The sequence below is a fragment of the Leifsonia sp. McL0618 genome, from assembly GCF_049994905.1.
GTDB lineage: Bacteria > Actinomycetota > Actinomycetes > Actinomycetales > Microbacteriaceae > Diaminobutyricibacter.
Window position 1 is genome coordinate 1,858,935 of record NZ_CP188258.1, and the last position, 14,051, is coordinate 1,872,985.

The window sequence follows — 14,051 nt, forward strand, 5'->3', positions numbered from 1 at the left end:
CGCCGGCGTCTACTTCGACGGCGCCGGACCTGGCGTAGCGGTCGACGTCTCGGTGTCGAGCGTGTCCAGGCATTTCTGGGTCTGCTGGATGTTGGAGATCGCGCTCGCGAACTCGGGAAGCACGGCTGCATCGGACACGCCGTTCACGTGGTCGATGACGACCTCTGTCGCCGGCGTGCGGCCGAAGGTCTGGTAGACGATGGTCTTCGCGGCCGGATCGGTCATGAGCACCCAGTCGATGCCGTTGACGTTCACGCACGGTTTCGTCGTCGGTCCGATCGGTGGCACGCCGCACCTCAGCAGCACCACGGCCGGGTCACCCCAGGCGCCCGTCGCCTGGGCGTCGGTCTCGCGTTTCTGCGCCCCGGCGACCGTGTCGGGGAGGCGCACGGAGACCTCGGCGCAGCCGGGATTGTTGGCGTCGGCGGCAGGGTCGAGAGAGACGATCGGCGCGCATCCCGTGAGAACCAGCCCTGCGCCGGCGAGGATGACCGCGAGCAGGGCGGCGGGACGAAGTGACATCGCATTCAGGCTACCGTTTGATGCATGACGATGGCTGGGAGCACGGACCCCGACGGCACCCTCGGGTCGGTGCACGAACGCGAGACCCTGCGCAGGATCTTCCCTCGCCTGCCCGAATCGTCTGTCACCCTGGTCGGCCCTGGCGATGATGCGGCCGTGCTCGCCGCCCCGGACGGCCGATATGTCGTGACCACCGACATGATGGTGCACGGGCCGGACTTCCGGTGGGGCTGGTCCGCGCCGTACGACCTGGGCTGGAAAGCCGCGGCGACGAACCTGTCGGACATCGCGGCGATGGGCGCTGTGCCGACCGCCCTCGTCGTGGCGATCGCCGCACCCGCCGACACAAGGGTCTCCGACCTCGAGGCGATCGCCGACGGTTTACGTGAGGCCTGCGCTGCCCTTGCTCCTGGCTGCGGTGTGGTCGGCGGCGACCTCTCCGTGTCCAGCACATTCACGATCGCCGTCACAGCGTTCGGCGACCTCGAAGGGCGCACCCCCGTGCTTCGCGACGGCGCGCGGGTCGGGGATGTCGTCGCAGTCTCGGGTGCGCTCGGGGCCGCAGGCGAAGGGCTCAGGATGCTCTTCCGGTCGGCTGTGGACGCGCACGGCGTACCCAGCCCGGAGCGGGCGGCGGAACTGCGCCGCGATCACTCAGAGGTGATCTTCGCTCAGCTGCGACCGCATCCGCCGATCGCCGACGGCCCGCTCGCCGCAGGCGCGGGCGCGACGTCGATGCTCGACCTCAGCGACGGGCTCGCCCTCGACGCCCGCCGGGTCGCCGATGCGAGCGGTGTCGCGATCGCGATCGACTCGTCGGCTCTCGGCGCAGATCCCCGTGCCGCGCTTGCCAGTGGCGAAGACCACAGTCTCCTGGCGACCTTCGCGCCCGGCGTCGGGCTGCCCGGGGGATTCCGGCGCATCGGCGTGGTGGTGGAGGGAAACGGCGTGCTGGTCGACGGGCGCCCGTACGACGAACTCGGTGGGTGGGATCCCTACCTCGGCTGGGACGGGCACAGCGGTTGACGCGTTACGCGGCTGAGAGCCACCACACCGCAGTCTCTCCGTAGTCTTTGCGGCGGTCGAGCACCAGGCCGGCCGGCCACTCCGGCTCGCCGGTTCGCGCACTGCGCTCGACGCATACGATCGCCTCCGGTGAGAGCCTGGCTTCGAGGGTCTTGAGCGCGTGGACCAGTTCGCCGTCGGAGAGCTCGTACGGCGGGTCGACGAACACCAGGTCGAATGTGCCCGTGGATGCGGTGAGGAACGACTGCACGGTGGTCGCGGCGACATCGATGGCCGGCTTCGCGGCCCGCGGCGCCGCCTTCAGCACGGCCGCGGCATTGCGCCTGCAGATCTGGGCGGCCGCGCTGCTGCGCTCGACCAGGGTGACCGCCGCGGCGCCACGGCTCGCTGCTTCGAGACCCAGTGCCCCCGACCCGGCGAACAGGTCGAGCACTCGCATGCCGCGAATCGCATCACGGGACTCCAGGGCCGAGAAGATCGCCTCCCGCACGCGGTCGCTGGTGGGCCGTGTGCCGGATTTCGGGACCTGGATACCGAGGGACCCGGCGAATCCGGCGACAATGCGTGTCATGGTGCATAGAGCCTATCGGCGGGCGCCTCGCGGGGTGATGATGGTGAGGTGACCGATGTGCGCCTCGGCCAGGCCGAGCTCGACGAACTCTGGGATCACGGCGATGCTGCCGAGTCCGAGCGGCGGTTCCGCGCGGCCGAGGACTCTGAGACGCGAGGGGATGCCGTTCGGGCGGAGCTCGCAACCCAGCGTGCGCGAGCCCTGGGACTGCAGGGACGGTTCGACGAGGCGGATGCCGTGCTGGATGCCATCCCGCCGGTCGGACCCCTTCTGGCCGCGCGCGTCGACCTGGAGCGGGGGCGCATCCGCCTGTCGTCGGGCGATGCGGCAGCGGCCGTTCCGTTGTTCGCCGTGGCTCTCGAGTCCGCCCGCGCCGCGGACTCCCCGTTCCTCGTGGTGGACGCGATGCACATGCTCGCCCTGTCGGATGCGGGCAGGGAGGATCACTGGACGCGGCTTGCACTGCACGAGCTGCATACCGTCGACGACCACCGGACACAACGTTGGCTGATCGCGCTGCACAACAACCTCGGCTGGCATCACTTCGACGCGGGGCACGCAGCGTCGGCGCTCGAGGAGTTCGCAGCAGCGCTCGTCGCCGCCCGCGACTACGGGACGAGCGACCAGCGATTCATGGGAGAGTGGACGGTCGCGCGCTGCCTGCGGCAGCTCGGCCGCACCGACGAGGCACTCGCCATCCAGACGCGCCTCGCGGCCGAGCGACCGGAGAACCCCGACGTCGCGGCCGAGATCGCTGCTTTGACGGATGCGCCCCCTACGATCGAAGAATGAGCGCAACACCGGTCGCAGCCGTCGACGGCGTGCTGTCGCTCGACACCCGGCTCTCCGGAGTGCTCGGCGGACGCACCTCGAACGCGTTCGCCAAGGCCTTCGGCATGCAGACCGTCGGCGACCTGCTCAACCACTACCCACGGCGTTATGCCCGCAGGGGCGAACTGACGGCGCTGACCCAGCTCCCTGTCGACGAGAACGTGACGATCGTCGCGGAGGTCCTGGAGGTGCGCGAGCGGCCGATGCGCGCGCGGCGGGGGTCGATCCTCGAGGTGCGCATCTCCGACGGCAAAGGCGTGCTAACCCTGACGTTCTTCAACCAGGCCTGGCGGGCGCGTGACCTGCACCCCGGCGTGCGGGGCATCTTCGCGGGCAAAGTCTCCGATTACAAGGGCGCGCTGCAGCTCGCGCATCCCGACTACGAACTGTTCGAAGCGGATGAGCGTGGAGCGGATGCGGAGAGCGCGCGCTCCTGGGCGGAGACCCCGATCCCGATCTACCCGGCCACCGGCACGGTCGCGAGCTGGCAGGTTCAGAAGGCCATCGCGCTCGTGCTCGACGGATTGGGCGACGTGCCGGACCCCGTGCCGGATGCGCTGGTCGTCGAGCGGTCGCTCCTGCCGTTCCGCGAGGCCCTCGAACTCATCCACCGGCCCGAGAAGGATGTGCACTGGCAGCGGGCGCGCGACGCCCTCCGGTTCCAGGAGGCGTTCGTTCTTCAGGCGGCCCTGCTGCAGCAGCGTGCAACGGCGAGGCAGCAGCATGCGGAGCCGCGGCGGCCTGTCGCCGGCGGCTACCTGGAGCGGTTCGATGCGGCCCTCCCGTTCACGTTGACGGGCGATCAGGCCACCGTCGGCGAGGCGATCGCCGGCGACCTCGCGCAGGACGCGCCGATGAACCGGCTGGTGCAGGGCGAGGTCGGGAGCGGCAAGACCCTCGTCGCATTGCGGGCGATGCTCGCCGTCGCCGACTCGGGCGGCCAGTCCGCGCTGCTCGCCCCGACCGAGGTGCTGGCCGTGCAGCACCTCCGTTCGATCGTGAAAGTGCTCGGGCCCGACCTCGCGGCCGAACTGATGCCGACGCTGCTCACCGGCCAGCTCCCGACCGCTGACCGCAAGAAGGCGCTCCTGCGCACCGTCTCCGGCCAGTCGCGCATCGTGGTCGGCACCCACGCACTGCTCGGCGACGCGGTGACCTTCTTCGACCTGGGGCTCGTCGTCGTCGACGAGCAGCACCGCTTCGGCGTCGACCAGCGCGAAGCCCTCCGGCTCAAGGCGGGCACGCCGCCCCACGTCCTCGTGCTGACTGCCACACCGATCCCGCGCACGGTCGCCATGACCGTCTTCGGAGACCTGGACGTCTCGACGATCGCCGAGCTTCCCGCGGGCCGCCAGGGGATCGAGAGCTTCGTCGTGCCGCTGGCCGACCGGCCCGGCTGGGAGCGCCGCATCTGGGAGCGTGCCGCCGAAGAGATCGCGAAAGGCCGCCAGGTGTTCGTCGTGTGCCCGGCCATCTCGGGCAAAGACGCTGAGGACGACGGCGAAGGGCTGGAAGCCGAAGACGCGGGTTCAGCGCCGGCTGTGCCCACCGCATCCGTCGAAAGCATCGCCGCCCAGGTCAGGGCCGACCCGCTCTTCGCGGACGCGCGCATCGGCGTGCTCCACGGGCGCCTTCCCAGCGACGCGAAAGACGAGATCATGAGGGCATTCGCCGACGGCACTCTCGATCTGGTGGTGGCCACGACCGTCATCGAGGTCGGCGTCGACGTGCCGAACGCCTCCGCGATGGTGATCCTCGACGCCGACCGGTTCGGAGTCTCCCAGCTGCACCAGTTGCGCGGCCGCGTCGGCCGTGGCGGCGTTCCCGGGCTGTGCCTGTTCGTGACGCACGCCGAACAGGGCAGCCTTGCGCGCGAGCGGGTCGACGCGGTCGCCGCGACGCTCGACGGCTTCGAACTCGCGACGATCGACCTCGAACTGCGCCAGGAAGGCGACGTGCTGGGCAGCAGGCAGTCCGGCGGGCGGTCATCGCTCCGGCTGCTGCGGGTGGCGAAAGACGGCACACTGATCGCGGATGCGCGGGCGGCGGCGCAGGGGATGCTCGAGTCCCCGGACGGCCTGGCCGGGCATCCGGTGCTGGCGGAGGCGCTTGCGCGGAGGTTGGATGAGCAGGAGCGCGAGTTCCTCGGGAAAGGGTGACCTCGCGAGCGTAGCTCGCTCGGCGCTGGCGTCGCGGGATCGCGATGCGATCCTCAGAGCTCCAGCGCGCAGGTAACAGATTCACAACGAATGCCGGGGTTCCACAGCTATTCTGGAAATCTATGAACAGGATCGCCGTAGTCCCTGGCTCGTTCGACCCGGTCACCTTGGGTCATCTCGATGTGATCGAGCGCTCTGCGGGGCTGTTCGATGAAGTGCACGTGCTCGTGGTGCACAACCCCGACAAGGCGGCGCTGCTCCCGATCGCGCAGCGGGTCGCACTGATCGAGCGCTCCATCGAAGACGCGGGGATCGCGGGAAACATCATCGTCGCGTCGTGGAGTGTCGGCCTCCTCGTCGACTACTGCACGGATGTCGGCGCGCAAGTTCTGGTCAAAGGCATCCGTTCCCAGATCGATGTGGCCTACGAGACGCCGATGGCCATCGTCAACCGCAATCTCGCGGATGTCGAGACGATCTTCCTCCTGCCCGATCCCGCCAACGCACACGTGTCGAGTTCGCTCGTCCGACAGGTCTCAGCCCTGGGAGGGGACGTCAGCCCGTACGTTCCCGCCGCCGTCTACGACTATCTGCAGGAGACATGAACAGCTACCCGACGCGCCAGCCGACGGACTCGTCCGTCGCGCCGAGCGATATCACTGAGCTCGGCGAATCCGATGAAATGGGTCTCGACGAGCTGCGGCGCGCAGCCGAGCAGATCACGGCGAACGTCGAGTCCGTCATCGACGGCAAGCACGAGGCGGTCCAGACAGCGCTCACCGTGCTGCTGGCAGAAGGCCACCTCCTCATCGAGGACGTGCCGGGCGTCGGCAAGACGATGCTCGCGAAGTCGCTCGCGAAGTCGGTCGACTGCACGGTCAGCCGCATCCAGTTCACTCCCGACCTGCTCCCCAGCGATGTGACGGGTGTCTCGGTCTACAACCAGGCGGAACGCCGCTTCGAATTCAAGCCGGGCGCGGTCTTCGCGAACATCGTCATCGGTGACGAGATCAACCGCGCGAGCCCGAAGACGCAGTCTGCCCTGCTCGAGTGCATGGAAGAGCGGCAGGTCACTGTCGACGGCTCCACCTACCGGCTGACCTCACCGTTCATCGTGGTCGCGACCCAGAACCCGATTGAGATGGAAGGCACCTACGCGCTCCCCGAAGCCCAGCGCGACCGGTTCATGGCTCGCATCGCGATGGGTTACCCCGACGACGAGTCCGAGCTGGCGATGCTGAACACTCGCGACACGTCCAGTCCGCTGTCGCGCATCGGGCCGGTCGTGACGAGCGCCCAGCTGAAGGCGATGATGGCCACGGCACGCAGCGTCTTCGCATCGGCCCCGGTGAAGCAGTACGCCGTCGACCTGGTGCGGGCGACACGCGACGACAGGGACCTCCGCCTGGGCGCGAGCCCCCGTGCAACGCTGCAGCTCGTGCGCGCCGCCAAGGCGAAGGCAGCGCTCGACGGCCGCGACTTCGTACTTCCCGACGACATCGACGTGCTGGCCGTGCCGGTGCTCGGGCACCGCCTGCTGCCGACAAGCCGGGCGCTCGGTCACCACCACGAGAGCGCACCCGTCATCGCGGAGATCGTACGGCGGATCGTCGCCTCGACGCCCGTTCCGGTCGGATCGGGTTCGGCGAGCTAGCCGACCATGCCCGGGCGCCAGCGTTCGTCGTCACCGGTCCGCAAACCGCGGCCGACCGCGCGCGGCTGGACGCTGTTCGGGGTCGGGGTGGCCGCGCTCATCGCCGCACTGACGTTCGGTCGGTCCGATGTGCTGTTCCTGGGGCTCTTCCTCGTGACGGTGCCGCTCGCGGCAATGATCTCGGTCACGGTGGATCGCCCGCGGCTGAGCGTGACGCGCACCTTCCAGCCGGATGTGGTGGCGGTCGGCGAGACGGCGACGGTGTCGACGACCGCGCGCAACGAATCGCCGCGGCCGAGTCCGCCCGCGCGCTGGAGGGAATATGCCCCGACCGGCCTGGAGGTGCAGCCCTCGGCTCCGTTCCCTCGCCTGGACACGCACCAGCCGGCCATCCACCGCGCCAAGGACACCGTCACCCTGCGCCAGGACGTCCGGGCACTTCACCGGGGGTCCCACGGAATCGGTCCGCTGATCGTGAGCCGCACCGATCCGTTCGGCCTGGCCTATGCGGAATATGCGGTCGGGCAGCCTCGCCAGCTCATCGTCACCCCGTGCGTGCGCGCCCTCGCGCGCGGCGAGCTCGACATCGCCCGGAGCGAGGGCACGGAGCACGAGTTGCTGCGGCACAGCATCCCGAGCGCCGACGAGCTGATCGCCCGTGAATACCGTCCGGGCGACCCGTTGCGCAGGGTGCACTGGAGGGCCACGGCGCGGCACGACAAGCTCATGGTGCGTCAGGAAGAGCAGCGCAGCAACCCCGAGGCATGGATCCTCTTCGACACCCACGTGGCGCACCAGCAGGATCGTTTCCTGGCACCGAGGGCCGCCGAGCGTGCAGACGCGGAGTTCGAAGAGCTCGTCGAGCTCGTCGCGTCGGTCGGTGTGCACCTGCTCGACGAGGAGTTCGTGGTGAGCATCGTCGAGACCGCACCGCGGCAGCTCGGCGGACGGACCGGGGCGGGGCGCTCCGGCACACTGGGGAGCACCACGCCGACCTACGATCTCGGGGGAGCCGACCGCCTTCTGCTCGCTGACCTTGCGAGCATCGATCAGACGACCGAATATCGCGACGATGCGGTTGCGGAGCTGTCGGCCGGGCTTCGGCGCAGCGGTCGCGCTGTTCCTGTCTTCGCGATGCTGCTCGCCGGCTCCAGTGAGGAAGTCGGGGCGCTGGCCGCGCTCCGGCCGATGTGCGACCCGGCGGTCGCCTTCGTCGGGGCAAGCGCCGACCCCGCAGTGGCCGAGACCCTTGCGGACGCCGGCTGGATCTGCGTTCCGTTCAGCAGCGCTGAGGGCACGGTCGCCGCGTGGCAGCAGGCGCTCGGCCGGCATCGTACGGCGGTGCAGCGTGGTTAGCGTCGCAGCGGCGCCCGCCCGTGTCCGGGTCGTACGAAAGACCGGCTACTGGAGGCTCACCAGCGCGCTTCTCCTGATGATCCTCGCGGTGAGTTTCGCGCTGATCGGCCTGATCGACGGCTTCGGCTGGTGGTTCCTGATGCTGTTCTCCGCGTCGCTCATCCTCGTCGGCGGAGCTGGACTGCGGATGCTCGGCATCCCACCGAAGATCGTGCCGCTGCTGCTCGTGGTCGAGTTCGGCATGATCATGACCGTCGGCTTCGGCGGAGGCACCGGGCTGCTCGGCATCATTCCGACTCCGGCGACCTTCGGCAAGTTCGGAGCCCTCTACGACCAGGCGATGCTCTCGATCTACCAGCAGGGGACACCGGCCCCGCCGCTTCCCGAGTTCATGTTCCTGATCGTCGCGGGATCATGCCTCGTCGCACTCTTCCTCGACACGACCGCAATCGCTTTTCGCATCCCGGCGTTCTCGGCGCTCGGAATCATCGCCGTACTCGTCGTACCGGCCGCGCTCCTCGGCGACGGCGTCGCTCCGATCGCACTCGCCGAGTCGGCTGCGGCATTCCTCTACCTGATGCGCGCCGACGTACGCACACGGCACCAGGGGACGCCCCGGCCGACGGCATCGCTCTCTATCGCCGCGGGGTCGATCATCGTCGCATTGATCCTGTCTGCCACGGCGCCCGGGCTCGATCGTGGCGGCGCGAGTTCCTTCACTGCCGGCGGGATCTCCATCGGCGGCACGGTGACGCCCCTGATCGACCTGGGGCGCGACCTCCGCCGGCCCGCAGCCGTCAAGGTCCTCACCTACACGACCACGGCGAGCAGCCCGGAGTACCTGAAACTCGCCTCGCTCGACGAGTTCACCGGAACGGTGTGGAAGCACCGCGAGCGCGACACGAAGCGACTCCCGGTCGGCAACTCGATCGGTCCGGTCACCGGATTGTCGGATGCGGTGAAGACCACGAGGGCCAGCACGAGCATCCAGATCGCCAACATGCAGAGCCGGTGGCTCCCGGTGCCGTTCCCGGTCAAGGGGGTTCGGGGACTCAACGGCACCTGGTCGTGGGATCCGGACGACCTGACCATCGGCGGCGTCGGAACGTCGACGGAAGGGCAGCAATACACCGCAACGAGCCTGCAACTCCAGCCGACGGCCGATCAGTTGAAGGCGGCGGGCGGCTTCGTCCCTGCCTCCATCACCCGTGACCTCTTCGTGCCGACCACGCTGCCACCGATCATCAAGGCGACTGCGATCAAGGCCACGCAGGGGGCGACGAGCGAATACGACATGGCGGTCGACCTGCAGAACTATTTCAGGAACAACGGTTTCGTGTACTCCGTGCAGACCCCACTCAAGCAGGGCTACGACGGCGACGGCGGAGCGGTGATCGCCAAATTCCTCGAGGTGAAGAGCGGGTACTGCGTGCACTTCGCGTCTGCGATGGCACTGATGGCGCGGACCCTCGGCATTCCGTCCCGTGTCACGGAGGGCTACCTGCCCGGAACCTCGAACGGCGGGAGTGTCAACAACCCCGGCATCTACACCGTGACGAGCGACGACCTGCACGCCTGGCCCGAGCTGTACTTCGCCGGGGTCGGATGGGTGCCGTTCGAGCCGACCGTCTCCCGTGGGGTCATCCCGACGTACACCGTGCCGCAGGCTTCGGGGAGCACGTCGAGTGCCAACCCGTCGTCATCGGCAGCCGCGGGGCATGCATCCCTCGCCCCCGAGATCACCAACGGCCCGAACAGCGCGACCGGCGCGTCGGCCAACCCGGTCCAGCCGATCGCGTCGGCGTTCGGGGTCACCCTCCTCGTCATCGCGCTCCTGCTCACTCCCGCATTCCTCCGCCGGGTGCGCCGGCGCACCCGGTTCCGAAAACTCCGCGACGAGTGGGGTCTCGCGCGCCTGGCGTGGGATGAGCTCCGCGACACTGCGCGCGACCTCGGCTGGGCCGTCCCCGACACGGAGACACCACGTGCGTTCGCCGAGCGGCTGACGGATGCCATCGGTGCCGACGGGCGCGCGGCCGCCGTCGGGAGACTACTGACCGCCGTCGAACGCGAGTCGTTCGGCCCACCCGGAAGGTACATCGCCCGCGGGGTGCCGGACGACCTGCAGGAGGCGCTCTCGGGCCTCGAGTCCGCCGCCGGTCGTGCGCTTCGGGTGAAGGCCGTTCTCGCTCCCGTCTCCCTCATCCCCGCCTCGTGGTCGCCGACAGCCGGAGTGGGCGCGACGAACGCGTAGAATCGGTCATCGTGACCAAGTTCAGAACAACCCCGTACACCATGCACGTGTATGACCTCATGCACCGTCCCGGCGAGATGCGCGAGCAGGCGATCAGCTTCCCCGTCGGGGCGAAACTGGGGGAGGGTCTCGTCAGCGTTCCCGAGGGCTCAGCCATCGATGCGGATGTGCGTTTCGAGTCGATGCACGAGGGAATCCTGGTGAGTGCAGAGCTCTCCACGACGGCTGTCGGGGTGTGCGGACGATGCCTCACCGACATCGAGGTGCCGGTCCAAGTCGATTTCCAAGAACTTTTCGCGTATTCTTCTGACGAAGCTTTTGATTTTGAGGTTCACGACGACCACGTGGATCTTGAACCTCTGATCAGGGACGCGGTAGTGCTTTCATTACCGTTTCAGCCGGTGTGCCGGCCAGATTGCCCCGGTCTCGACCCAGAGACAGGGGAACGGCTGGCGGAGAATCCGGACCACAAGCCACGAGAAATCGCAGATCCGCGATGGTCTGCGCTTGCCGGTTTCCAGGCTTCCGAAGACACCAGTGCTGGCCACGCCAGCCCTGCAGACAGAGAAGAGAGATAGTCATGGCTGTTCCGAAGCGGAAGAAGTCACGCGCCAACACGCACGCTCGTCGTTCGCAGTGGAAGGCCGAGGTCCCCACGCTCGTCAAGACCGTGGAGAACGGCAAGGTCACCTACAGCCTTCCGCACCGCGCGAAGGTCGTCGAGGACTCGGCCGGAACCGCACTGTTCCTCGAGTACAAGGGTCGCAAGGTCGCCGACGTTTAGTCAGCGCGCACGCGAAGACGGCGCAATGCAGAGCGCGCACCCCGACAGGAGTGCCCTCCTCGAGAAGCTCGGAGTCGACATAGACTCGGAGCTTCTCGAACTTGCGCTGACACATCGCTCGTACGCATACGAGCACGGCGGCATCCCGAACAACGAGCGCCTGGAGTTCCTCGGCGACTCGATCCTCGGGCAGGCCGTCACCGTCAAGCTCTTCCGCGAGAACCCGGACCTCGACGAAGGCGACCTCGCCAAGCGGCGGGCAAGCCTCGTCAGTTCCGTCGCCCTTGCGGAGGTCGCGCGCGGTATCGGGCTCGGCGAGTTCCTGCTGCTCGGTCGCGGTGAAGACCAGAGCGGCGGACGCGACAAGGCGTCGATCCTTGCGGACACCGTCGAAGCGATCATCGGCGCGGCCTATATCGACGTCGGTGGCGAGTCCGCGACGGCCCTCGTCCTGAGACTCGTCGAACCGCTGCTCGACGACCCCGCGCGGTTCGGTGCGGCGATGGATCCCAAGACGAGCCTCCAGGAGGCCGCAGCGCATCGTGGGGCCGGGTTGCCGCAATACACGGTGACGAACACCGGACCAGACCACAGCAAGCTCTTCCACGCCACCGTCGAGGTCGCAGGCCTCGTCGTCGCTACCGGCGAAGGCACCAGCAAAAAGCAGGCCGAGATGGCCGCAGCCCTGTCGGCCTGGACCGAACTCACCTCGAGACGTGCCAGAGCTTCCCGAAGTTGAGGTCGTGCGGGCGGGCCTCGAGCCCGCAGTAACGGATGCGACCATCACCGGGGTCGAGGTGTACGAGTCCCGCTCGCTGCGCCGGCACGACAGCGCCGCCGGTGATTTCGAGACGCTGCTCACCGGCCGCGTCATGCGCGCCCCCGCACGGCGCGGGAAGTTCCTCTGGATACCCCTCGCGCCGCGCTCGACAGACGACCCCGACCGCGCGATCGTGGCCCACCTGGGGATGAGCGGGCAAATCCTCCTGCGCGAACCCGGCGCTGTCGGCGAGGGCCTGTTGCGCATCCGCCTCCACATCGAGAATCCGAGCCATGGAGAGCTGCTGGTCGATTTCGTGGACCAGAGGATCTTCGGTTCCATGGCCGTCGACACTCTCGTGCCCACGTCCGACGGCCTCCCAGGCGGATTCGGGGCCGACGATGCGCTCGTCCCGACCCAGGTCGCGCACATCGCCCGCGACCCGCTCGATCCTGCCTTCGACGACGAACGCTTCGCCGCGACACTCGCCCGCAAGAACACCGGAATCAAGCGTGCGCTCCTCGACCAGACCGTGGTAAGCGGCATCGGCAACATCTATGCCGACGAAGCGCTGTGGGCGGCGAAAATGCACTACGCGCAGCCCGCGGCCAGTCTGAGCCGGGTGCGCATCCGCGTGCTCCTCGCCGAGATCCGGCTCGTGCTCGCCCGCGCGCTGGCGGAGGGCGGCACGAGCTTCGACGCCCAGTATGTCAACGTCAACGGCGCGTCCGGCTACTTCTCGCACAGCCTCAACGTGTATGGCCAGGAGGGTCGACCGTGCCCGCGCTGCGGACGCCCCATCGTGCGGGAACAGTTCATGAACCGCTCATCGCACCTCTGCACGTACTGCCAGAGGCTCCGCACCCGCTGAGGGTCTAGGCGATCGTCTTCTGCCAGTTGCCCACCAGCCCGTGCAGGCGGAATCCGAACGCATTGTTGACCGCGAGCATGTACTCGTTCTCGTCGGCGTTCCAGGTGAGGATGCGCGTCGCGGCCGGGTCGAGTTCGGCGAGGCGACGGATGTTCGCGGCTTTGACGAGCATCCCGAGCCGGTGCCCACGGTGCTCCTTCACGACCAGCGTGTCGTGCTGCTCCACTTTGCCGCCACCCTCCGGCACCACGAGGTCGGTGTACGCGACCAGCCGTCCGGTCGGAACGTGCTGGGCGACCGTGCACAGGAAGGGTTCGCCCCGATCGATCATCAGCTGCTCGAGTTCGCGCACCCGTGCGGGCGTCCACTCCTCGTCGTCGAGGGCGATTCCCGACTGCGGAACGTCGCGGGTCATACGGGCGCGGAGGTCCGCGAAGCCGGCCACGAACTCGTCAGGGGCGTGGCGCCACCACCCGAAGACCCGGTAGTCGGATCCCGCTGCGCCAGTCGCCTCGGCCACGAGAGCGGCCAGCCGGTCAGCCGGCATCGGGAGCGGCAGTTCGCTCGAACGCTCGATCTGGCCCAGGCGGTAGCCGTGGGACAACGCGAATCGTGTGTCCGGTGAATCCGCGGGCACCCCGTTCGGGCCGACAGCGGGGCGGATGAGCGGGGAACCGGCGCGCAGACTGGCTGCCGGATACTCGGTGTACGTCGAGATCGTGGTACGTCCTCCGTCGGCGACCAGCTCCTCGCCCTTCGCCAGGAGGGCCGAGCCGATGCCGCGGCCGCGCGCGGCCGGCACGACGTCGACCAGAAGGGTAGCCGTCACCGCGTCCGGCTCCAGGGGGAACTCGGCTATGACCCTGCCCACCATGATCCCGTCGAGCCGGGCGAAGAACGTGATGCGCTCCAGGAACCCCTGCGGGCGGAAGGCGGGAAGCTCGGCTTCGGCCGAGTAGACGAAGTCGTGGTTACCCCAGAGCTCCACCGAGATGCCGTTGACCATGGCGACGAGTTCTTCGAACACCGCGGAAGCGGCGCCGCCGATCCGCTCGGGCACAACGAGTTCGGAGAGGGTGAGGCCGGGTACGGCTGCCACCTGCGTCCTCCTCACGCGCCCACGGAGGTACCGAGCCGACCAGCCTATCGTCTTGCATACCCGGGCAAAAGACCCCCTGTCCGTTTGGTTTCGATCGTGTAAATCTGCGCGTGGAAACACGATGAACAGGCCGTCATTCCTTGTAGGCTCAGGGCACATATTCG

14 protein-coding genes are annotated in these 14,051 nt (G+C 68.5%); 11 read left to right on the forward strand and 3 right to left on the reverse strand.

Annotation, left to right across the window (positions count from 1 at the left end; genetic code table 11):
• Positions 1 to 9: 9 nt before the first annotated feature.
• The gene (locus ACPPVQ_RS08880) at positions 10 to 522 is read right to left on the reverse strand and encodes a DUF3515 family protein (RefSeq protein WP_426520700.1); all 513 of its coding nucleotides are present in this window, start codon (positions 520 to 522) and stop codon (positions 10 to 12) included.
• A 24-nt stretch (positions 523 to 546) separates the two neighbouring features.
• Here ACPPVQ_RS08880 and thiL point away from each other — a divergent pair, with 24 nt between their 5' ends.
• Entirely contained in the window at positions 547 to 1,548 is a 1,002-nt protein-coding gene (gene thiL / locus ACPPVQ_RS08885) for a thiamine-phosphate kinase (protein WP_426520702.1), read from the forward strand.
• 4 nt (positions 1,549 to 1,552) lie between these two features.
• Here thiL and rsmD read toward each other — a convergent pair whose 3' ends face one another.
• A complete protein-coding gene (rsmD, locus tag ACPPVQ_RS08890; protein WP_426520704.1) occupies positions 1,553 to 2,119 on the reverse strand; it encodes a 16S rRNA (guanine(966)-N(2))-methyltransferase RsmD in 567 nt (188 codons plus the stop codon).
• 48 nt (positions 2,120 to 2,167) lie between these two features.
• On the opposite strand from rsmD, the gene ACPPVQ_RS08895 reads away from it, so the two are divergent.
• The 10 genes from ACPPVQ_RS08895 to mutM all read left to right on the forward strand — a co-directional run bounded on the left by ACPPVQ_RS08895 (position 2,168) and on the right by mutM (position 12,788).
• Positions 2,168 to 2,911, forward strand: coding sequence for a hypothetical protein (locus tag ACPPVQ_RS08895; RefSeq protein WP_426520706.1), 744 nt, complete (start codon positions 2,168 to 2,170; stop codon positions 2,909 to 2,911).
• Positions 2,908 to 5,109, forward strand: a complete 2,202-nt coding sequence (locus ACPPVQ_RS08900; protein ID WP_426520708.1) for an ATP-dependent DNA helicase RecG — start codon at positions 2,908 to 2,910, stop codon at positions 5,107 to 5,109. Before ACPPVQ_RS08895 ends, ACPPVQ_RS08900 begins: the two co-directional genes overlap by 4 nt.
• Before the next feature lie 122 nt (positions 5,110 to 5,231).
• The gene (gene coaD / locus ACPPVQ_RS08905; RefSeq protein WP_426520710.1) at positions 5,232 to 5,714 is read left to right on the forward strand and encodes a pantetheine-phosphate adenylyltransferase; all 483 of its coding nucleotides are present in this window, start codon (positions 5,232 to 5,234) and stop codon (positions 5,712 to 5,714) included.
• Positions 5,711 to 6,763 carry an AAA family ATPase gene (locus ACPPVQ_RS08910; RefSeq protein WP_426520713.1) on the forward strand — a complete coding sequence of 351 codons (1,053 nt, stop codon included), beginning with the start codon at positions 5,711 to 5,713 and terminating at the stop codon, positions 6,761 to 6,763. Before coaD ends, ACPPVQ_RS08910 begins: the two co-directional genes overlap by 4 nt.
• A gap of 6 nt (positions 6,764 to 6,769) precedes the next feature.
• Positions 6,770 to 8,119, forward strand: a complete 1,350-nt coding sequence (locus tag ACPPVQ_RS08915; RefSeq protein WP_426520715.1) for a DUF58 domain-containing protein — start codon at positions 6,770 to 6,772, stop codon at positions 8,117 to 8,119.
• Positions 8,112 to 10,373 carry a transglutaminase TgpA family protein gene (locus ACPPVQ_RS08920; protein ID WP_426520717.1) on the forward strand — a complete coding sequence of 754 codons (2,262 nt, stop codon included), beginning with the start codon at positions 8,112 to 8,114 and terminating at the stop codon, positions 10,371 to 10,373. Before ACPPVQ_RS08915 ends, ACPPVQ_RS08920 begins: the two co-directional genes overlap by 8 nt.
• Before the next feature lie 41 nt (positions 10,374 to 10,414).
• The gene (locus ACPPVQ_RS08925) at positions 10,415 to 10,951 is read left to right on the forward strand and encodes a YceD family protein (RefSeq protein ID WP_426521195.1); all 537 of its coding nucleotides are present in this window, start codon (positions 10,415 to 10,417) and stop codon (positions 10,949 to 10,951) included.
• A 2-nt stretch (positions 10,952 to 10,953) separates the two neighbouring features.
• Positions 10,954 to 11,157, forward strand: coding sequence for a 50S ribosomal protein L32 (rpmF, locus tag ACPPVQ_RS08930; RefSeq protein ID WP_077053432.1), 204 nt, complete (start codon positions 10,954 to 10,956; stop codon positions 11,155 to 11,157).
• A 25-nt stretch (positions 11,158 to 11,182) separates the two neighbouring features.
• Complete coding sequence (gene rnc / locus ACPPVQ_RS08935) at positions 11,183 to 11,896, forward strand: ribonuclease III (RefSeq protein WP_426520719.1); 714 nt, start codon at positions 11,183 to 11,185, stop codon at positions 11,894 to 11,896.
• Positions 11,874 to 12,788: a bifunctional DNA-formamidopyrimidine glycosylase/DNA-(apurinic or apyrimidinic site) lyase gene (gene mutM, locus ACPPVQ_RS08940; RefSeq protein WP_426520721.1), complete on the forward strand. Its 915-nt coding sequence runs from the start codon at positions 11,874 to 11,876 to the stop codon at positions 12,786 to 12,788. The genes rnc and mutM overlap by 23 nt, the downstream gene beginning before the upstream one ends.
• Positions 12,789 to 12,792: 4 nt before the next feature.
• Here the strand turns inward: mutM and ACPPVQ_RS08945 are convergent, their stop codons facing one another.
• On the reverse strand, positions 12,793 to 13,887 hold the full coding sequence (locus tag ACPPVQ_RS08945) for a GNAT family N-acetyltransferase (RefSeq protein WP_426520723.1): 1,095 nt from the start codon (positions 13,885 to 13,887) through the stop codon (positions 12,793 to 12,795).
• Positions 13,888 to 14,051 lie beyond the last annotated feature (164 nt).

Excerpts from the sequence above, each read along its gene's own strand:
- rpmF (WP_077053432.1), top strand. The coding sequence starts at position 10,954 with ATGGCTGTTCCGAAGCGGAAGAAGTCACGCGCCAACACGCACGCTCGT.
- rnc (WP_426520719.1), top strand. The coding sequence starts at position 11,183 with ATGCAGAGCGCGCACCCCGACAGGAGTGCCCTCCTCGAGAAGCTCGGA.
- rsmD (WP_426520704.1), bottom strand. The coding sequence starts at position 2,119 with ATGACACGCATTGTCGCCGGATTCGCCGGGTCCCTCGGTATCCAGGTC.
- ACPPVQ_RS08880 (WP_426520700.1), bottom strand. The coding sequence starts at position 522 with ATGTCACTTCGTCCCGCCGCCCTGCTCGCGGTCATCCTCGCCGGCGCA.
- coaD (WP_426520710.1), top strand. The coding sequence starts at position 5,232 with ATGAACAGGATCGCCGTAGTCCCTGGCTCGTTCGACCCGGTCACCTTG.
- ACPPVQ_RS08910 (WP_426520713.1), top strand. The coding sequence starts at position 5,711 with ATGAACAGCTACCCGACGCGCCAGCCGACGGACTCGTCCGTCGCGCCG.
- thiL (WP_426520702.1), top strand. The coding sequence starts at position 547 with ATGACGATGGCTGGGAGCACGGACCCCGACGGCACCCTCGGGTCGGTG.
- ACPPVQ_RS08900 (WP_426520708.1), top strand. The coding sequence starts at position 2,908 with ATGAGCGCAACACCGGTCGCAGCCGTCGACGGCGTGCTGTCGCTCGAC.
- ACPPVQ_RS08925 (WP_426521195.1), top strand. The coding sequence starts at position 10,415 with ATGCACGTGTATGACCTCATGCACCGTCCCGGCGAGATGCGCGAGCAG.
- ACPPVQ_RS08915 (WP_426520715.1), top strand. The coding sequence starts at position 6,770 with ATGCCCGGGCGCCAGCGTTCGTCGTCACCGGTCCGCAAACCGCGGCCG.